We start from the raw sequence: 17,612 nt of genomic DNA, 5'->3' as shown, positions 1-17,612 counted from the left end.
ATGCGCGGGAAGAGGTTGGAGATGAGTATTTTTGACCAGAAAGAAGCAGGAGCTCCGTCATGAGCATGGCCCCCGAACACGCGCCAACAATGGCGCGGCTATCGCTGGCGCAGCGGCTGGCGCCCTGGATGCCGGTGCTGCTGGTGCCGCTGCTGGTCGTGGCCGGTTTGCTGGCGATCCCGAACACTTCGTCCTGGCTGACGCTGACGGTGTCGGGGTTGGCTATGGGGATGATGATCTTTCTCATGGCCTCGGGTCTGACACTGGTGTTTGGCCTGATGGACGTTATCAACTTCGGCCATGGCGCCTTTGTCTCGGTGGGCGCCTTTGTCGGTGTATCAGTCCTCTTGCTCTTGGGCGGCATGACCGGCGCGCCCTCTCTGACGCTGAACCTTGCAGCCATGGGGCTGGCGGTGATCGGCGCGATGCTGGCCACAGGCGCCATGGGCTGGGCCTTTGAAAAGGTCATCGTCGAGCCGGTCTATGGTCATCACCTGAAGCAGATCCTGGTCACAATGGGCGGGCTGATCGTGGTCGAGCAGCTGATCATCGTTCTGTGGGGGCCCGAGGAGATTTACATCTCGCGCCCCGAGGCGCTGAAAGGCGCGATCACGTTTGCCGGCGCCGCGCTGGAAAAATACCGGTTGGTGGCGGTGGGTCTGGGCCTTGTGGTCTTTGCTGCCATGCGCTGGACGCTGAGGCGCACCAAGATCGGGCTGATCGTGCGCGCGGGCGTCGAGAATGGCGAGATGGTGCAGGCGCTGGGCTATCGGCTGCGGCTGGTCTTTGTCGGCGTCTTCATTGCCGGATCCGCGCTGGCCGGGCTGGGGGGCGTCATGTGGGGCCTCTATCAGGAGGTCGTGAGTGCACATATGGGCAATCAGGCGATGATCCTGATCTTTATCGTCGTCATCATCGGCGGGCTGGGCAGTGTCGAGGGCTGTTTCATCGGTGCCCTGCTGGTGGGGCTGATGCAGAACTATGTCGCGTTCCTGGAACCCAAGGTGGCGCTGATTTCCAATATCGGCCTGATGGTTGCGATCCTGATGTGGCGCCCGATGGGCATGATCCCGGTGGTGAAGGCAAAATGATCAAAGCGGTTCTTTCGGGCGACATGCCCCGCTCATCGGTGCTGGCCCTGATTCTGGGGTTGATTCTCGTTTGTCTGGCGCTGGCGCCGTTCCTGTTTCCCGGCGTGCGCACCGTCGATACGGCGGCGCGGATCTGCGTGTTCATCGTGCTGGTGGCCAGCTACGATCTGCTCTTGGGCTATGGCGGCATCGTCAGTTTCGCCCATACCATGTTCTTTGGCATCGGTGCCTATGGGGTCGCGCTGGCCCTGACCCATATGGGGCGGGGCTTCGATGCGATCCTTGTCGGCGCGGGCGCGGGTGCATTGCTCGCGGCGGCGCTTGCCTTTGTTATTGGTCTCTTCAGCCTGCGGGTGCGGGCAATCTTCTTTGCCATGATCACGCTGGCGGTGGCCTCGGCGGTGGCGGTGCTGGTCAGCCAGCTGTCGGGCCTGACCGGGGGCGAGGATGGGCTGACTTTCAAGACGCCGCGCGCGCTGGGTCCTGCCTTCAAGTTCGGGGACGAACTGTTCGGGGTGAAGCTGAACGGCAAGCTGTTGTCCTATTACGTCGTGTTCATTGGCAGTCTGATCCTGTTCCTGCTGATGCTGCGGGTGGTGAACTCACCCTTTGGGCGGGTGTTGCAGGCCATCCGCGAGAATGATTTTCGCGCCGAGGCGATCGGCTATCGCGTGGTCTATTACCGGGTCGCGGCGACCTGCCTTTCGGCGGCGGTGGCGGCGCTGGCGGGCAGCCTCTATGCGATCTGGCTGCGCTATGTGGGGCCGGATACCACGCTGAGCATGGAGATCATGATCGACATCCTGCTGATGGTGGTGATCGGTGGCATGGGCACCATGTATGGCGCGGTGATCGGGGCAACGCTGCTGGTCTTGGCGCAGAACTATCTGCAAAACCTGATGGGCGTTGCCGGGTCTCTGGTCGAAGGGGTTCCGGTCCTGCCGCAGCTCTTGGATGCCGACCGTTGGCTCTTGTGGCTGGGCGTCCTGTTCATCCTCAGCGTCTATTTCTTTCCCACTGGAGTGGTGGGCCGGCTGCGGCGCAGTTAGGCGCGGCGGATGCGCTCGGCGGCGGCGGCATATCCGCCCGCCGCCCCGTCGATGAAATGCACATGGTCGTCGCGCATGGCCGAGGGCACGAAACAGGTCATCATCGCCTCGTCCTGGGCAAACACACCATAGCGGATCTTGCCGCGTTGGCGGGCCTCTTCCAGGATCGTCTCTATCCGCGCGCGGGTCTCGTTGTCGCAGTCGAGGGTCATCTTCAGCCCGTCATCGAACTTGCGGAAATCGGCGTTGCGGCTGACCATGCGCGCATAGTGATCGGGCTGGAAGTCGCCCAGCCGCAGACCAGTACGGAACAACAGCCAGATCAGCAGGTTCTGGCCCAGGAGCTTCAGCTTGTGCAGGCCCAGATTGCGGCCCTCGCGCGAAACATGTGCATCGAGCGACAGGCCCGGCGGCGGCCAGGTCACGCCCGGACCACCCGGAGGGACCGGGTGGCCACCTCTCTCCAGCCCATCGGCGGTGATGACGACACGCCGGGCCAGATCGGCAAAGTCGCGCTCGCTTGCCCTGTCGGTCGGATGTACCACAAGAGAGACGATCTGTCCGTTCTGGGCGCGCATATTGGACCAGCGACAGGAAAGGCCGGTCAGATCAGGCTGTGCGCCGGGTGGGGCCGGATCGACAGCGAACTCCCCGGCTTTCATTCTCGCCTCGGCCCAGGCCAGCCCGCGGCCCGAGAACATGGCGTAATCGACCCCCGGCGAGGCTGCGTAGCGTGCTACTCGCACATCGCGTCGGGCCATGCGAATCTCGGCCACCGGAATCAGGGCAGCCCGCAAGGCGATACCGAACTCCTCTTCCGCCCAGCGGCGCAGATCAGCCAGTACCGCGCGCACTTGCTCGGCCTTGTCACCTGGCACCGCGAAACCGGCGCCGTCGCCGCCAAACACATAGGGAAAGCGCAGGTCGCCCATTGCGTTGATCATGGCCGAGATCACCGCCGCGCCCACCATGTTCACGGTCTTGTAGCGCCCGCGCGCGATCTCTCCGGTGCTGTCGACTATATCGGCGGTACCAAGAAACCAATCATCGGGAAGGGGCGTGAACCGTGAAGGCTCGGAAAGCTCGGGGAAATCCATCACCGGGCGTAGGGAAGCATAAAACGAATCCGGATCGTCAACCATGTGACCCTCATAACAATACCATTCTACATAGCAGCTTGGCGGCGAAATCCAGAGCCTTGCGGCATGTTGGGCGCGCTTGTGCGCGGTCCGATAACATGGCAACCATCTCCAACACGTTCATGTCGGAGGAAAGCACATGCAGGCCGGTCTGATCATTCTGTGTCTGGCCTATGTGCTCAGCCAGTTCTTTCGTGCCTTTCTGGCGGTGCTGACCGCCGATCTGGCCCGTGATATTGGCGCGCAGCCCGACGATCTGGCCTTTGCCTCGGGCCTGTGGTTTCTGACCTTCGCCGCGATGCAGATCCCGGTGGGCTGGGCGCTGGACCGGATCGGCCCGCGCCGAACGGCAGCTGCGCTGCTGATGGTGGGTGGCGGTGGTGGCGCTGCATTGTTTGCCCTGGCCACGGCTCCCCTACATATCAGCGCGGCGATGGTCCTGATTGGTGTGGGCTGTTCACCGGTTCTGATGGCCTCGTATTTCATCTTTGCGCGCGAATACCCGCCCGCGCGCTTTGCCACACTGGCTGCCGTGATGCTGGGTGTCGGGTCGGTGGGCAATCTGGTGGCGTCTTACCCAACCGCGCTGGCGGTCGAGTTGATGGGCTGGCGCGCGACGCTGGCCGGGCTGGCGGCGATTTCGGCCGCGGTGGCAGTGGGCATCTGGGTCTCGGTGCGCGACCCCGAGATCGTGCAGCACGACACCAAAGGCTCGCTGCTCGATCTGCTCAAACAGCCGCTCTTGTGGACCATCCTGCCGCTGATGCTTGTGGCCTATGCGCCCTCGGCGGCGCTGCGCGGGCTTTGGGCAGGACCCTACCTGCGCGACGTGTTTGACCTGGACACCGGCCAGATCGGGCAGGCGACGTTGATCATGGGTGCGGCGATGATTGCCGGTACCTTTGCCTATGGTCCGCTCGATCGGGTTCTCGGCTCTCGGAAATGGGTGGTGTTCGGAGGCAATCTGGGCGGCGCGCTGGCGCTGGTTCTGCTGGTTCTATGGATCGACCTTGGGGTCTGGTCCTCGGTCGCGCTGATGGCGGCAATCGGCTTTCTTGGCGCCTCGTTCCCGGTGATCATGGCGCATGGCCGCGCCTTTATCCCCGCACATCTGGTTGGGCGGGGTGTGACGCTTCTCAACCTCTTTGGCATCGGCGGTGTCGGGTTGATGCAATTCGTCACCGGGCGCCTGCACGAAAGCTATGCCGCCGCCGGCCCGGCCGCGCCCTATGCGGCGATCGTGACCTTTTTCGCGGTCTCGATGGCGGTTGGTCTGGTGATCTATCTGTTCAGCCGCGACAGTCTGGCCTGACAGAGGCCTTTCCTCGCCGCCACTTTCCCTGTATGGAACCGCCGCCGGTCAAGGCGACCGGGTATATCTGGAGAAACAAGAAAATGGGTTATCGCGTCGTCGTCGCTGGCGCCACGGGCAATGTGGGCCGCGAAATGCTGAACATCCTGGCCGAGCGCCAGTTCCCCGTGGATGAGATTGCCGCACTGGCAAGCCGTAAATCCCTGGGCACCGAAGTCAGCTTTGGCGACAAGACGATCAAGACCCAGGATCTGGATACCTTTGATTTCACCGGCTGGGACATGGCGCTGTTCGCCATCGGCTCGGACGCGACCAAGGTCTATGCGCCCAAGGCGGCGGCTGCCGGTTGCGTGGTGATCGACAACAGCTCGCTCTACCGCTACGACCCCGACATTCCGCTGATCGTGCCCGAGGTGAACCCGCATACCATCCACGGCTATGCCAAGAAGAACATCATCGCCAACCCCAACTGCTCGACCGCGCAGATGGTGGTGGCGCTGAAGCCGCTGCACGACCGCGCCAAGATCAAGCGCGTTGTTGTCTCGACCTATCAGTCGGTGTCGGGCGCGGGCAAGGATGGCATGGACGAGCTCTGGGAACAGACCAAGGCGGTCTATAACCCGACCTCGGACGTGCCGCCGAAGAAGTTCCAGAAGGAAATCGCCTTCAACGTCATTCCCCATATCGATGTCTTCATGGAAGACGGCTCGACCAAGGAAGAGTGGAAGATGGTCGCCGAGACCAAGAAGATCGTCGATCCGTCGATCAAGGTCACCGCGACCTGCGTTCGGGTGCCGGTCTTCGTCGGCCATTCCGAGGCGATCAATATCGAGTTCGAGGAATTCCTGGACGAGGATGAGGCCCGCGACATCCTGCGCGAGGCGCCCGGCATCATGGTGATCGACAAGCGCGAGCCCGGTGGCTACGTCACGCCCAAGGAATGCGTCGGCGATTTCGCCACTTTCATCAGTCGTATCCGGCAGGACTCGACCGTCGAAAACGGTCTCAACCTGTGGTGCGTCTCGGATAACCTGCGCAAGGGCGCGGCGCTGAACGCGGTTCAGATCGCCGAATTGCTGGGCCGCGAGGTCCTGAAGAAGGGCTGACAACGCGCAAGGCGACCAATTTCTGGCACCCTCGCACGACCGGGCGGGGGTGCTTTTTATTGCTCTGTTAATTGAAACAACCCAAGGTGGTTTCACCGCGCGTTTTCGCACCGGGAATGGCCTGTTTCCGAATTCTCCAAAATCTGTCTAATTCATGGCCAATTTTGGCCGGATCGCGGACAAACTTTTGTTTTTAATGTGATTTATCACTTTTTTGACACAATCTTGCGCGATTCCCGACCGAATCGCGGCCAAACATTAAGTCATAAGGAAGTCGAACCTTCGGCGGACACGGCAAGCGCCATCACCTGGTCATCATCGGTTAGATACCGGATGGGTTGTGTCCCGCACCCTGAGCCGTCGAAGCTGTGCCAAGCGTAAAGAGTCCGAAGCGCCGCCCTGCCGCGGTGCCACCCAACGGATCGAACATAACAAGGCGGTATCGCCTCTGGACAAAGAGGAAAACGAAAATGGCAACCATCATCACCTTCCCGCGTCGCGACATCCAAACCCCCGCTTTGGGCGTCGAACCTAACGCCGACAACGTCTTGTCACTTGCCGACTGGCGGGCACGGGGCCGGGCGCTGCGCACCGCAAACGGCGTTTTCTTCGTTTCGAGCCCCTGGGGCAGCTCCGGCGACGCCGCCTGACCCCGACCTTTCAACAAATTCTTCAGGAGTGACAGAAATGACCCCCAATCTTGCCCAGAAAGCCCGCCAGAACCGTATCGCAGCGCTGCAACATCTGCGCTTGACCCGTCAGGGCGCCGAGACGGAGAGCGAGGTGATCAATCTGTTTGCGCACCGCGCGCGGCAAATGGCCAAACCGATCTTCAGTTCGGTGCGGTCCCGGGTCGAGGAGGAGCGGATCGCCGCCTGAGACCAAATTCGGATGGACAAGCAAAAGGCGCCCGTCGGGCGCCTTTTCTTTTCAAAGTGTCGAGCGGAAAGGCCCAGTTGGCGACTGGTTGCTCATTCGAAACAGTTGTGTGCGGGCCGCCTCAGACGGGTACGAAACGTTCCTCTGCCGGTTCGTAGCATTGCAAGCCACCTTCGCCGATATCGGTCCAGAGCCCGTGCAGACTCAGGCTGCCTTCGTCGACCGCCGAGGCGATGAAGGGGAAGGTCATCAGGTTTTCCAACGAGGCGACAACGGCGTGTTTTTCCAGTTGCCGGACCTGCTCGTCCTCGTCCTCGATCTTGGCCACATGATCGTATTTTGGCTTGAGGATATCCATCCAGCGCCCGACAAAGCTCTCTTTTGCTTCCAGTTGCGGGGCGTGGCCCTTGCACATGTCGAGGCACCCGCGCACGCCACCGCATTGCGAATGGCCCAGCACGATCAGGTGCGCGACCTTCAGCACCGTTACGGCATATTCGACTGCGGCACTGGTGCCGTGATGGTCGCCATCGGGCAGATAGGGCGGCACCAGATTGGCGACATTGCGGTGGATAAAGAACTCTCCCTGATCGGCCCCGAAGATCGACGTCACATGCACCCGGCTGTCACAGCATGAGATCACCATGGCACGCGGCCGCTGGCCCTCGGTCGCGAGGCGTCGGTACCAAACCTGGTTCTCGGCATAGGTTGTCGCCTTCCAGCCGTGGTAGCGCTGGACCAGATAGTTGGGCAGAGGGCGGGCGAGTTTCATTCTTGTCTTTCCTGTCGCTGACCTGTCGTGACAGCCTCCTTTAGGCCAGTTTGAAAGAAAATTCGAGGTATTTCCCGTCGCAGCAGAAACCTTTTGAAAACCTCTCGGGGAACAGGATGTCGAACGTGTCGTGGGGGCACAAGACTTTGGGGTGAGATGTGGTGGTTGAAGTAATCACGCTTGTGCAAAGCGAATCCGTGCGGCTGGACCCGGATCGGCTGGGCGGGCTGTATCGGCAATTGGGAGATGCCGGTGCCGAGGATGTCGTGTGTCGTGCGATCGAGGAATTGGCCGTGAGGTTGACCAATTGCGAAAGGCTGTGGCGGGACCACGATTGGATAGCGTTGCGCAAATGCGCCCGGTCGCTGATCGCGATTTCCGAACAGATCGGCATGGTGGCGCTCGCTCGTGTCGCGCGTCAGGTCACCGATGCGATTGACAATGGCGACTATGTCGCCACCAGCGCTGTGCTCTACCGGCTGATCCGCGTGGGCGAGAAATCCCTGACCGAGGTCTGGGACCAGCAGGACCTGTCGATCTAGCCCTGTGATCTGAGGGCTTGCAGGTCGCTGCAGGCCCGATAGTCTGGACCTGTCACCATGTTGGAAAGGTCGCAGATGCCCCTCAGTTTCGCCCCCGCCGATGCGGATGCGCTGCCGCTTCATGTCATCGAACAGGCTGCTCTGGAGGGCTGGCTGCAAGATCAACCGGCGCCCGTCGCGGCCTGGGTCAAGGCGAGCGGGTTTACCGGCGCCATCGGCCAGGCGCTACCGATTCCGGGCGAGGCCGGTGCGCCCGTCATGGCGCTAGCAGGCTATGGCAGTGCCCAGACCCGCGCCCGCAAACGCTTTGTTCTGGCAGCTGCGGCCGAGAAGCTGCCAGAAGGCATCTGGTGCATCGCGTCGGGTTTGCCCGAGGCGCAGGCCGAGGCTGAATGTTTCGGCTGGCTGATGACCGGATATGCGTTTGACCGCTACAAGGGTCAGTCGCCGGCCAAGGCCCGTCTGGTGGCCCCCGCCGGGGTCGACGCCGCCCGCATTGAGGCGATGGCTGCTGCCGAGGTGCTGACCCGCGACCTGATCAACACTCCGGCCCAGGATATGGGTCCGGACGGGTTGCAAGCGGCGGTCGAGGCGCTTGCGGATGAATTTGGCGCGACCTGCACCGCGATCGTCGGCGACGACCTGCTCAGCCACGATTTCCCGATGATCCATGCGGTCGGACGTGCCGCCGCCCGCGCGCCGCGATTGATCGAGCTTCGCCGGGGCGAGAGCGGTCCGAAGCTGACGCTGGTGGGCAAGGGGGTCTGTTTCGATACCGGTGGTCTGAACCTCAAGCCGGGCAACAGCATGGCCCTTATGAAAAAGGACATGGGCGGGGCGGCCAACGTGCTGGGCCTGGCGCGGATGATCATGGCGCTTGATCTCTCCGTGCAACTCAGGGTGCTGATCCCTGCGGTGGAAAACGCGGTGTCGGGCAATGCGTTGCGACCCGGCGATATTCTGACCTCGCGCAAGGGGCTGACGGTCGAGATCAACAATACCGATGCCGAGGGGCGGCTGGTGCTGGCTGACGCGCTTGCACTGGCGGACGAGGGCGCGCCCGATCTGGTTATTTCGATGGCAACGCTGACCGGTGCCGCGCGGGTCGCGGTCGGCCCCGATCTGGCGCCCTTCTACAGCGATGACGACAACGCCGCGCAGGCCTTGGCCGAGGCAGCGCTGGGCGCGGCGGATCCGGTCTGGCGAATGCCGTTCCACCCCCCGTATGAAGAGATGATCGAGCCGGGCATCGCAGATCTGGACAACGCACCCGGCGGCGGTTTCGCCGGGTCGATCACCGCCGCGCTGTTCCTGCGCCGCTTTGTCGACGCGCGCTACATGCATTTCGACATCTATGGCTGGCAACCAACCAAGGCGCCAGGCCGTCCCAAGGGCGGCGTGGGCCAGGGTCCGCGCGCCCTGCTGGCGGCGCTGCCTAGGATGCTGGACCTGTGAGCGCGCATGCCATCCTGCGCCCGGTCGTTGACCTGTTGCGCAGCCCGGAGGGGCCGCGCGACCGTCAGGTTCTGCTGGGCGCGCGGGTCGAGCTTCTGGAGCGGCAGGAAATCTGGGCCCGAATCCGCGCCGACAAGGACGGCTACGAGGGTTGGCTGCCCGCCGATGCGCTGGGCGCGGATGTGGCGCCCACCCATTGGGTCAGCGCGCCCTCGACCAACGCCTATGCCCGCGCCGATCTGAAAAGCCCAGACCTGATGGCGCTCAGCTTCGGGTCGCGGGTTGCGGTGCACGCGGTGTCGGGCCGGTTCGCTGAAACGGCGCATGGCCATATCCCGGTGCAGCACCTGATGCCGGTTGGAGAGAGGATGACCGACCCTGTGGCAGTGGCCGAGCTGTTTCTGGGCACACCCTATCTTTGGGGTGGCGACAGCCGCTGGGGTATCGACTGTTCGGGGCTGGTGCAGGCGGCGCTGCTGGCCTGCGGCCATCCCTGCCCGGGTGACAGTGGTCCGCAATCACGCGCTGTGGGCACCCTGATGCCGCCCGGCACCCAACCCGGGCGCGGCGATCTGCTGTTCTGGAGCGGTCACGTGGCGCTGGTCGCGGATGCCGAACGCATCCTGCACGCCAATGCCAATGACATGGCGGTTGCTTATGAGCCGACCGCCGCGGCAATCGCGCGTATCATCGCGCAGGGCGAAGGGCCAGTGACAGCGCATCGCAGGCCCGCCATCCCCGCTTGAACCCGTGTCTCGGGTTCGGTAGGGACAGAATGCGCGCAATCGGGAGGCATTTATGCAGGACGATCCGAAAACACTGGTTTCCACCGACTGGCTCGCCGCCCATCTGAAGGATCCCGACTTGCGGATTCTCGACGGGTCCTGGCACCTGCCGCATCTGGGACGTGACGCCAAGGCCGAATATGATGCCGCCCATATCCCCGGCGCGCGGTTTTTTGACATCGACGATATCTCGGACCACCGCTCGGACCTGCCGCATATGGTGCCGCCGGTCGAGAAATTCATGTCGCGACTGCGGGCGATGGGCGTTGGCGATGGCCACCAGGTGGTGGTTTACGACTCGCTGGGTCTGCAATCGGCGGCGCGCGTCTGGTGGCTGTTCAAGCTGATGGGGCAGGACAATATCGCCGTGCTCGATGGTGGCTTGCCGAAATGGCAGGCCGAGGGGCATCCGATCGAGGACCTGCCACCGGTGATCCGTGACCGGCACATGACTGTTCGCGTCCAGAACCACCTGTTGCGGGATGTCACGCAAGTGTCGGCGGCGGCCAAGCTCAATGATCACGAGATCGTCGATGCCCGCTCGGCCGGGCGCTTTGCCGGAACCGATCCCGAACCGCGCCCGGGTCTGCGCGGCGGCCATATCCCGGGGTCGAAGAACGTGCCCTTTGCCACGCTCTTGACCAAGAACGGTACGATGAAATCGCCCGCCGACTGCCGCGTCGTGTTCGAGGCCGCGGGTGTCGATCTGTCCAAGCCGGTGATCACCACCTGCGGCTCGGGCGTGACGGCGGCGATTCTCAGCCTGGCGCTTCAGCGCATGGGCAAGACCGATCACTCGCTTTATGACGGCTCCTGGGCTGAATGGGGTGCCTTCCCGACCCTGCCCGTCGCAACTGGAGAGAACTGATGTTCGAAAACCTCAAGGCGCAGCCTGCGGACAAGATCCTTGCATTGATGCAGATGTACAAGGACGATCCGCGCACCGACAAGATCGACCTGGGCGTTGGCGTCTACAAGAACGCCGAGGGCGTGACCCCGGTGATGCGCGCCGTCAAGGCCGCCGAAAAGATCGTGTGGGAACAACAGGAGAGCAAATCCTATACCGGGCTGATCGGCGATCCGGCCTATTCGGATGCGATGATCAAGCTGATCCTGGGCGACGCCGTGCCGCGCGCCAATGTCGGCGCTGCGGCCACGCCGGGTGGCACCGGTGCCTGTCGGCAGGCGTTCGAGCTGATCAAGATGGCCAGCCCCGAGGCGCGGGTTTTCGTGTCTGACCCGACCTGGCCCAACCATATCTCGATCCTGAATTATCTGGGCATGACCATGGTGCCCTATCGCTATTTCGATGCCGAAAGCCGTGGGGTCGATTTCGAGGGTATGCTGGCCGATCTGGGTCAGGCGCGCGCGGGCGACGTGGTGTTGCTGCATGGCTGCTGCCACAACCCGACCGGCGCCAACCTGAACTTGAGCCAGTGGCAAGAGGTGGTGAAGCTGATCAACGCCAAGGGTCTCGTGGCGATGATCGACATTGCTTATCAGGGCTTTGGCGACGGGCTGGAGGAAGATGCGCAAGGTACCCGGTTGGTGGCCTCGTCGGTCAAGGAATGCCTGATCGCGGCGTCGTGCTCGAAGAACTTCGGTGTCTACCGCGAGCGCACCGGCCTGTTGATGGCGGTGAGCCAGGACAGCGGCCAGACCGCGCTGAACCAGGCGACCCTGGCGTTTCTGAACCGTCAGAACTACTCCTTCCCGCCCGATCACGGCGCGCGGGTGGTGACCACCATCCTGAACGATGACGCGCTGCGCGCCGACTGGATGGCCGAGCTTGAGGAAATCCGCCTGTCGATGCTGGGCTTGCGCCAGCAATTGGCCGACGAGTTGCAGCGGCTGTCCGGCTCGGACCGGTTCGGTTTTATCGCGCAGCATCGCGGCATGTTCTCGCGTATTGGCGCGGCGCCCGAGTTGGTCGAGAAGCTGCGGACCGAATTCGGTATCTACATGGTGGGCGACAGCCGGATGAACATCGCCGGGCTGAACGCCAAGACGGTACCGATCCTGGCCAAGGCGATCATCGACGCCGGGATCTGAGCACCAGCGCCCAATGGCAAAGGCCGCCCCGACGGGCGGCCTTTTGTCGTTTCAGGGGGTAAAGCCGGGCACGAACTGGCGAAGATAGGCCAGCCATTCGGGCGGCAGCGTGATGTCGTAGAACGCCCCCAGCAGCATCGCCACGATCAGCCAGGCGATGGTGATCCCTGCCAGCACGATGCCCCAGAACGCCGCGCGGGCCTGTCCCCGCGCGCCCCGGCGCAGCAGGGTCAGCCGCAAGGCGCAGCCCAGATGCACGAACAGGGCAATCACGCCCAGGCTGTAATAGGGGATGAAATACCAGGTGAAGGGCGCGCCGCTCATCACCGAGGCGGGCCAGTAGAAATTGGTGTCCAGCCCATCGACCCAGCGCGCCAATACCAGCGCGATCAGGTGCTCGGTCATGAAATAGAACACCATTCCACCCGAAATGACCTGTGCCCGTGCCCAAGGCTCGCGTAACCCGCGCCGGACACGGGCGATCAGCAGTTTCAAGCCCAGACCCATCTGCACCAGCGCCGAGGCCAGAACCAGCGGCTCGACCACCGGGTTGCGATAGATCAGGCGCAGCGCGTCCTGGGTGGCATTGTAGGCGTCCACCCCCCATAGCCCCGACAGGTGGGTGATGAAATGCAGCAGCAGGAAAGCGGCGAAAAGCGCCCCGTTCCAGCGGTGAATCTTGCGGGCGATCATGGCGCCTACTCCTTGGCGGGATTGTCTTGCGAAAGTTTGTCTTGGAACCAGGCCAGCGCCTTGGCGGCCTGTTCCGGTGGGGTGTCCTGCATCCCCATCTTCAGGATATCGGCCAGCGTCACACCGGCCAGTTCGCGCCGCCACGCCGCCTCGGCCCGCCACATCGAGCGGGCGATGCCGCAGGGGCGCAGGTATTGCGAATCGTCGACCCCGCTGGGCCCGCAGCGGCGCAGTTCTGTACAGGTGAAATGCCGCGTCTCGCCGTCGATGGCCTGCACCATCTGCAACAGCGTGATCTCGGCCGGGGCGCGGGCCAAGGCATAACCGCCGCGCGGCCCGCGGCGGGTTTCGACAATGCCCGCCGCCGACAGTTTCTGCATCTGCTTGGCCAGATACGGCTCGGGCAGGTCAAAGAATTCGGCCAGCAACCGCGCGGGCAGGGATGTATCGGGGGGCAGGGCGGCCAGCAGGCTACAGGCATGCGCCGCCCATTCCAGTCCTTCGGTGTGTTTCATAAATACGGATAAAGAATATCCGCAATTGATTCGTCAAGTGACGGGCAAAAAAGACCCGGGCACGATGGCCCGGGCAAGGTCTCACCAATGGTGAGGAAGGAAGGTCAGCTTTTCGAGAATTCGGGATAGGCCTCCATGCCCAGTTCCGCCATGTCGAGCCCGTTGATCTCTTCCTCTTCGCTGACACGGATGCCCATGACCGCTTTGAGGATGAACCAGACCACACCCGATACGACAAAGGTGAACACACCGACCACGATGATGGCATAAAGCTGGGTGCCCAGGCTTGCGTCGCCATTGGTCAGGCAGACCGCGAGCGTGCCCCAGATACCGGCCATCAGGTGCACCGGAATGGCGCCGACCACATCGTCGATTTTGAGCCGGTCAAGGAAGGGCACGGCAAAGACCACGATCACGCCACCCACGGCACCGATCAGCGTGGCCGAGCCCAGTCCTGGGGTCAGCGGTTCGGCGGTGATCGACACCAGACCGGCAAGTGCGCCGTTCAGCACCATGGTCAGGTCGACCTTCTTGTAGAGCAGTTGCGTCAGCAGCAGCGCCGCAATGGCCCCACCGGCAGCGGCGGTGTTGGTGTTGGCAAAGATGCGGCTGATATCGGCGACGTTCCCGGCGGTATCCATGTACAGCTGCGAGCCGCCGTTGAAGCCGAACCAGCCGAGCCACAGGATGAACGTGCCCAGCGTGGCCAGCGGCAGGTTCGAACCCATGAAGGGGATCACGCGACCGTCCTTGTACTTGCCCAGACGCGGACCCAGGATCAGAGCACCGGCAAGCGCCGCCCAGCCACCGACCGAATGCACCACGGTCGAGCCGGCAAAGTCGAGAAAGCCCGCACCGTCAAGGAAACCGCCGCCCCATTTCCACGAAGCCTGGATCGGATAGATCAGCCCGGTCAGAACCAGCACGAAGACCAGGAAGGGCCACAGCTTGATCCGCTCGGCCAGCGTGCCGGACACGATCGAGGCGGTGGTGGCACAGAACATCAGCTGAAAGTAGAAATCGGAACCGACCGAGGCATAGGTCAGGTCGGTCTCGGTATCGGCCAGGCCCACCGGTTCCATCGCGGCGGGCGAGAAGGCGCCCAGAACACCGTCGATCGACCAGCCGTCGCCCGGATACATCAGGTTATAGCCGATCAGGTAATACATCAGCGCCGCCAGCGAAAACAGCGCGATATTCTTGGTCAGCTGCATGGTCACGTTCTTTTGCCGGACCAGCCCGGCCTCGAGCATGGTAAAGCCCGCGGCCATCCACATGACCAGAAAGCCCGAGACCAGGAACATGAAAGTGGTGAAGATATAACCGATTTCCTCGTTCGGCGGTGTCGTGTCCGCCGCGGCCTCCTGGGCCAGGCCCAGCGTGGGCAGCGCGATCACCGCTGCCGCCGGAAGTAGTGTCTTGAAAAGCGTCATGGCTTTGGTTCCCCTGGATGGTTCTGACGGTCGGCTTACAGCGCGTCGTCGTCGGTTTCCCCGGTGCGCACGCGCAGGGCCTGCTCGACGTCGAGGACGAAAATCTTGCCGTCACCGATCTTGCCGGTGCGGGCGGTGCGGGCGATGGTTTCGGCGATCTGCTCGGCCATCTGGTCGGCGACGACCAGTTCCAGCTTGATCTTGGGCACGAAGTTCACGGTGTATTCCGCGCCGCGATAAATCTCGGTATGGCCCGACTGGGTGCCGAAGCCCTTGATCTCGGTGACCATCATGCCGCGTATGCCGGCCTCGGTCAGCGCTTCGCGCACCTCGTCCAGCTTGAACGGTTTGATCGTTGCAATGATCAGTTTCACGTCTTTCCCCTTCGTTCAGCCGGCGCATCCGGCGTGTTTGCACTTGCAGAAAGACAGCGTCAGAAGTGTTTTCGGAACGAAATCTCGGCGAAATTGGGGTCGGAATCGTGGAAAGTTGCACATTTTTTGCACATCAGCGCGCGAATGCACAAAAAATCATCGGTGATTAAAGGGGAAGATCGGGAAAAACACACCTCAACAGCCATGCTCGCCCGCGCTATGGTGCGGCACAGGCAAAGACCGGGCAGAATGGGCATGACGGATTCCAAGCGTCGCAAATCGCAGCTTGTCGCGGACAAGCGATACCAGACCAAGGGCAAACCGGCCGCCAAGACCGGGCCCAAGAGAAAGCCCGCGCCCAAGCGCAAGGCGCCACCTCCTAAACGCCCCGGTCGCAGCGGCCCGCTGGGCTGGATCGGGCGGTTCTTTGGCTGGATCTTCGGCCTGATCTGGGGTTTTGCCTGGCGGATCGGGATGATCGTGATGCTGCTGATCGGTCTGGCCGTGGCGCTGGTTTATTCGACCCTGCCTGACGTGACCGCATTGCTGGACGGGCGCGCGCGCGGGTCGGTCACACTTCTCGACCGCGAGGGAGATGTCTTTGCCTGGCGCGGCGATCAGTTCGGCGGGGTGATCACCACTGATACCGTTTCGCCACATCTCAAGAACGCGGTCGTCGCGACCGAGGACAAGCGGTTCTACTACCACGTCGGCATCAGCCCCCGCGGGGTGGCCAGCGCCGTGCGCATCAACCTGCGCGAGGGGCGCGGACCGCTGTCAGGCCACGGCGGCTCGACCATCACCCAGCAGACCGCGAAACTTCTGTGCCTGGGGGTACCGTTTGATCCCGACGAATGGAAATCCGAAGCGGAGTACGAATCCGACTGCCGTCGCGGTTCGCTGTGGCGCAAGGCCAAGGAGGCGGTCTATGCCCTCGCGATGGAGGCCAAGTACAGCAAGGACGAGATCCTCAACATCTATCTGAACCGTGCCTTCCTGGGTGCTGGTGCGCGTGGTTTTGAGGCCGCCAGCCAGCGCTATTTTGGCAAGTCCTCAGCGCAGGTGGACCCGGCCGAAGCGGCGATGCTGGCCGGGCTTCTTGTGGCGCCGACCCGCTATGCGCCCACCAACAGCCTGACGCGTTCGCAGGAGCGCGCGCGCGTCGTGGTGGCGCTGATGGAAGAGCAGGGATACCTGACCGCGGCTCAGGCCGATGACGCCCGCAACAACCCCGCTCGATTGTCCGAGGCCGCCGCTGCCCAGGCGGGGGGCTATTTCGCCGACTGGGTGATGAGCGAGCTGCCCGACTATTTCGGCGGCAAAACAACCGAAGACGTGATCATCCGCACCACGCTTGACCAGCGCATCCAGACCTCGGCCGAAGAGGCGATGCGCTTCGTGTTTCAGGAAAAGGTGCGCGATGGGTCCAAGGCGCAGGCTGCAATCGTGGTGATGTCCGCCGATGGTGCTGTGCGTGCCATGGTCGGTGGGCGCGATACCAGGGTAACGGGTGCGTTCAACCGCGCCACCCAGGCTGCACGGCAGACCGGTTCTTCGTTCAAGCCGTTCGTCTATGCGACGGCGCTGGAACTTGGGCATTCACCGCTCGATACCGTTGTGGACGAACCCTATTGCATCAACATTCCGGGATCGGGGCAATGGTGCCCCAAGAACTATACCAACAAGCATTATGGCCGAGTCACGCTGGTCGATGCGCTGAAGGACTCGCTGAACGTGCCCGCGGTCAAGGTGGCCGAGGCGATGGGGCTGGACAATGTGCGCAAGGTGGCCAGCGATTTCGGTATAGAAAGCGATCTGGCTGCGGGTCCGGCGCTGGCACTGGGCGCCTCGGAAAGCTCGCTGATCGAGATGACCGGCGCCTATGCCGGTATCCTGAACGGCGGTTCTTCGGTCGAACCTTACGGTCTGACCGAACTGCGGCTGCAGGGCGAGAACGAGGTGTTGATGGCGACGGGAACCGGCATCGGCGAACGGGTGATCAACAAGGACGCCGCCGCGCAGCTGATCTGGATGATGGAAAAGGTGATCTCCGAAGGCTCGGGCCGTCGCGCCGCGTTGCCGGGGCGCCCCGCAGCGGGCAAGACCGGCACCACTCAGGCTGCGCGCGACGCCTGGTTCATCGGTTTCACTGCCGACTATGTGGCTGGTGTTTGGATGGGATACGACGACAACACGCCGCTCAAGGGGGTGACCGGTGGCGGATTGCCCGCCGAGATCTGGCACGAGACCATGATCCGTGTACACGAGGGCACCCCTGTGAATCCGTTGCCGTTGCAGGCGCCACGCCAGCCCAAACCGATTGCCCAATCCAAACCACAAGAACCCAAGGGTGGGTTCGGCCAAGCGGTTGATCAGTTGCTGCGGGATCTGTTCGGGAACTGACCGGTCCGGGCC

The 17,612-nt window shown here is 63.0% G+C and carries 18 protein-coding genes; 12 read left to right on the top strand and 6 right to left on the bottom strand.

The window, feature by feature from the left end:
- Nucleotides 1-59: 59 nt before the first annotated feature.
- Together AC2FNA_RS16940 and AC2FNA_RS16935 are read left to right on the top strand one after the other, a co-directional pair.
- Nucleotides 60-1,091, top strand: a complete 1,032-nt coding sequence (locus tag AC2FNA_RS16940; RefSeq protein WP_496828521.1) for a branched-chain amino acid ABC transporter permease — start codon at nt 60-62, stop codon at nt 1,089-1,091.
- A complete protein-coding gene (locus tag AC2FNA_RS16935) occupies nt 1,088-2,140 on the top strand; it encodes a branched-chain amino acid ABC transporter permease (RefSeq protein ID WP_496828519.1) in 1,053 nt (350 codons plus the stop codon). Before AC2FNA_RS16940 ends, AC2FNA_RS16935 begins: the two co-directional genes overlap by 4 nt.
- Here AC2FNA_RS16935 and AC2FNA_RS16930 read toward each other — a convergent pair.
- Nucleotides 2,137-3,282, bottom strand: coding sequence for a DUF3095 domain-containing protein (locus AC2FNA_RS16930; protein WP_496828517.1), 1,146 nt, complete (start codon nt 3,280-3,282; stop codon nt 2,137-2,139). The two genes, AC2FNA_RS16935 and AC2FNA_RS16930, sit on opposite strands and share 4 nt — an antisense overlap.
- A 136-nt stretch (nt 3,283-3,418) precedes the next feature.
- On the opposite strand from AC2FNA_RS16930, the gene AC2FNA_RS16925 reads away from it, so the two are divergent.
- From AC2FNA_RS16925 to AC2FNA_RS16910, 4 genes are all read left to right on the top strand, one after another.
- On the top strand, nt 3,419-4,591 hold the full coding sequence (locus tag AC2FNA_RS16925) for an MFS transporter (RefSeq protein WP_496828515.1): 1,173 nt from the start codon (nt 3,419-3,421) through the stop codon (nt 4,589-4,591).
- 83 nt (nt 4,592-4,674) lie between these two features.
- Nucleotides 4,675-5,697, top strand: a complete 1,023-nt coding sequence (locus tag AC2FNA_RS16920; protein WP_496828651.1) for an aspartate-semialdehyde dehydrogenase — start codon at nt 4,675-4,677, stop codon at nt 5,695-5,697.
- Between the two features lie 470 nt (nt 5,698-6,167).
- Nucleotides 6,168-6,347 carry a hypothetical protein gene (locus AC2FNA_RS16915; protein WP_496828513.1) on the top strand — a complete coding sequence of 60 codons (180 nt, stop codon included), beginning with the start codon at nt 6,168-6,170 and terminating at the stop codon, nt 6,345-6,347.
- Nucleotides 6,348-6,384: 37 nt separating this feature from the next.
- The gene (locus AC2FNA_RS16910) at nt 6,385-6,576 is read left to right on the top strand and encodes a hypothetical protein (protein WP_496828511.1); all 192 of its coding nucleotides are present in this window, start codon (nt 6,385-6,387) and stop codon (nt 6,574-6,576) included.
- Nucleotides 6,577-6,697: 121 nt separating this feature from the next.
- Here AC2FNA_RS16910 and AC2FNA_RS16905 read toward each other — a convergent pair whose 3' ends face one another.
- Nucleotides 6,698-7,348 (bottom strand): carbonic anhydrase, encoded by a 651-nt coding sequence (locus tag AC2FNA_RS16905; RefSeq protein WP_234137057.1) that lies wholly within the window; start codon nt 7,346-7,348, stop codon nt 6,698-6,700.
- Nucleotides 7,349-7,506: 158 nt separating this feature from the next.
- On the opposite strand from AC2FNA_RS16905, the gene AC2FNA_RS16900 reads away from it, so the two are divergent.
- From AC2FNA_RS16900 to AC2FNA_RS16880, 5 genes are all read left to right on the top strand, one after another.
- Nucleotides 7,507-7,890 (top strand): hypothetical protein, encoded by a 384-nt coding sequence (locus AC2FNA_RS16900; protein WP_496828509.1) that lies wholly within the window; start codon nt 7,507-7,509, stop codon nt 7,888-7,890.
- A 75-nt stretch (nt 7,891-7,965) separates the two neighbouring features.
- Nucleotides 7,966-9,345 carry a leucyl aminopeptidase family protein gene (locus tag AC2FNA_RS16895; protein WP_496828507.1) on the top strand — a complete coding sequence of 460 codons (1,380 nt, stop codon included), beginning with the start codon at nt 7,966-7,968 and terminating at the stop codon, nt 9,343-9,345.
- On the top strand, nt 9,342-10,091 hold the full coding sequence (locus AC2FNA_RS16890; protein ID WP_496828505.1) for a C40 family peptidase: 750 nt from the start codon (nt 9,342-9,344) through the stop codon (nt 10,089-10,091). Before AC2FNA_RS16895 ends, AC2FNA_RS16890 begins: the two co-directional genes overlap by 4 nt.
- Before the next feature lie 52 nt (nt 10,092-10,143).
- Nucleotides 10,144-10,998, top strand: a complete 855-nt coding sequence (sseA, locus tag AC2FNA_RS16885; RefSeq protein WP_496828503.1) for a 3-mercaptopyruvate sulfurtransferase — start codon at nt 10,144-10,146, stop codon at nt 10,996-10,998.
- Nucleotides 10,998-12,182: an amino acid aminotransferase gene (locus AC2FNA_RS16880; protein ID WP_234216164.1), complete on the top strand. Its 1,185-nt coding sequence runs from the start codon at nt 10,998-11,000 to the stop codon at nt 12,180-12,182. The genes sseA and AC2FNA_RS16880 overlap by 1 nt, the downstream gene beginning before the upstream one ends.
- Nucleotides 12,183-12,233: 51 nt before the next feature.
- On the opposite strand, the gene AC2FNA_RS16875 is transcribed toward AC2FNA_RS16880, so the two are convergent.
- The 4 genes from AC2FNA_RS16875 to AC2FNA_RS16860 all read right to left on the bottom strand — a co-directional run bounded on the left by AC2FNA_RS16875 (nt 12,234) and on the right by AC2FNA_RS16860 (nt 15,197).
- Nucleotides 12,234-12,875, bottom strand: coding sequence for a hypothetical protein (locus AC2FNA_RS16875; RefSeq protein ID WP_496828501.1), 642 nt, complete (start codon nt 12,873-12,875; stop codon nt 12,234-12,236).
- A 5-nt stretch (nt 12,876-12,880) separates the two neighbouring features.
- Nucleotides 12,881-13,390: an RrF2 family transcriptional regulator gene (locus tag AC2FNA_RS16870; RefSeq protein ID WP_496828500.1), complete on the bottom strand. Its 510-nt coding sequence runs from the start codon at nt 13,388-13,390 to the stop codon at nt 12,881-12,883.
- A 104-nt stretch (nt 13,391-13,494) separates the two neighbouring features.
- Nucleotides 13,495-14,823, bottom strand: a complete 1,329-nt coding sequence (locus AC2FNA_RS16865; RefSeq protein WP_496828498.1) for an ammonium transporter — start codon at nt 14,821-14,823, stop codon at nt 13,495-13,497.
- A gap of 35 nt (nt 14,824-14,858) precedes the next feature.
- Nucleotides 14,859-15,197 carry a P-II family nitrogen regulator gene (locus AC2FNA_RS16860; RefSeq protein WP_496828496.1) on the bottom strand — a complete coding sequence of 113 codons (339 nt, stop codon included), beginning with the start codon at nt 15,195-15,197 and terminating at the stop codon, nt 14,859-14,861.
- Nucleotides 15,198-15,452: 255 nt separating this feature from the next.
- Here AC2FNA_RS16860 and AC2FNA_RS16855 point away from each other — a divergent pair, with 255 nt between their 5' ends.
- Nucleotides 15,453-17,600: a transglycosylase domain-containing protein gene (locus tag AC2FNA_RS16855; protein WP_496828494.1), complete on the top strand. Its 2,148-nt coding sequence runs from the start codon at nt 15,453-15,455 to the stop codon at nt 17,598-17,600.
- Nucleotides 17,601-17,612: the final 12 nt, after the last annotated feature.

It is taken from the genome of Ruegeria sp. YKSD163, from assembly GCF_059612905.1.
Note: the sequence above shows the minus strand (reverse complement) of the source record. Positions and strands in the feature narration are given on the sequence as shown.

Bases quoted from the DNA above. Each gene is read 5' to 3' on its own strand.
- AC2FNA_RS16905 (WP_234137057.1), bottom strand. From the start codon at position 7,348: ATGAAACTCGCCCGCCCTCTGCCCAACTATCTGGTCCAGCGCTACCAC.
- AC2FNA_RS16940 (WP_496828521.1), top strand. From the start codon at position 60: ATGAGCATGGCCCCCGAACACGCGCCAACAATGGCGCGGCTATCGCTG.
- AC2FNA_RS16920 (WP_496828651.1), top strand. From the start codon at position 4,675: ATGGGTTATCGCGTCGTCGTCGCTGGCGCCACGGGCAATGTGGGCCGC.
- AC2FNA_RS16855 (WP_496828494.1), top strand. From the start codon at position 15,453: ATGACGGATTCCAAGCGTCGCAAATCGCAGCTTGTCGCGGACAAGCGA.
- AC2FNA_RS16870 (WP_496828500.1), bottom strand. From the start codon at position 13,390: ATGAAACACACCGAAGGACTGGAATGGGCGGCGCATGCCTGTAGCCTG.
- AC2FNA_RS16935 (WP_496828519.1), top strand. From the start codon at position 1,088: ATGATCAAAGCGGTTCTTTCGGGCGACATGCCCCGCTCATCGGTGCTG.
- AC2FNA_RS16930 (WP_496828517.1), bottom strand. From the start codon at position 3,282: ATGGTTGACGATCCGGATTCGTTTTATGCTTCCCTACGCCCGGTGATG.
- sseA (WP_496828503.1), top strand. From the start codon at position 10,144: ATGCAGGACGATCCGAAAACACTGGTTTCCACCGACTGGCTCGCCGCC.
- AC2FNA_RS16910 (WP_496828511.1), top strand. From the start codon at position 6,385: ATGACCCCCAATCTTGCCCAGAAAGCCCGCCAGAACCGTATCGCAGCG.
- AC2FNA_RS16880 (WP_234216164.1), top strand. From the start codon at position 10,998: ATGTTCGAAAACCTCAAGGCGCAGCCTGCGGACAAGATCCTTGCATTG.
- AC2FNA_RS16865 (WP_496828498.1), bottom strand. From the start codon at position 14,823: ATGACGCTTTTCAAGACACTACTTCCGGCGGCAGCGGTGATCGCGCTG.
- AC2FNA_RS16925 (WP_496828515.1), top strand. From the start codon at position 3,419: ATGCAGGCCGGTCTGATCATTCTGTGTCTGGCCTATGTGCTCAGCCAG.
- AC2FNA_RS16915 (WP_496828513.1), top strand. From the start codon at position 6,168: ATGGCAACCATCATCACCTTCCCGCGTCGCGACATCCAAACCCCCGCT.
- AC2FNA_RS16895 (WP_496828507.1), top strand. From the start codon at position 7,966: ATGCCCCTCAGTTTCGCCCCCGCCGATGCGGATGCGCTGCCGCTTCAT.
- AC2FNA_RS16875 (WP_496828501.1), bottom strand. From the start codon at position 12,875: ATGATCGCCCGCAAGATTCACCGCTGGAACGGGGCGCTTTTCGCCGCT.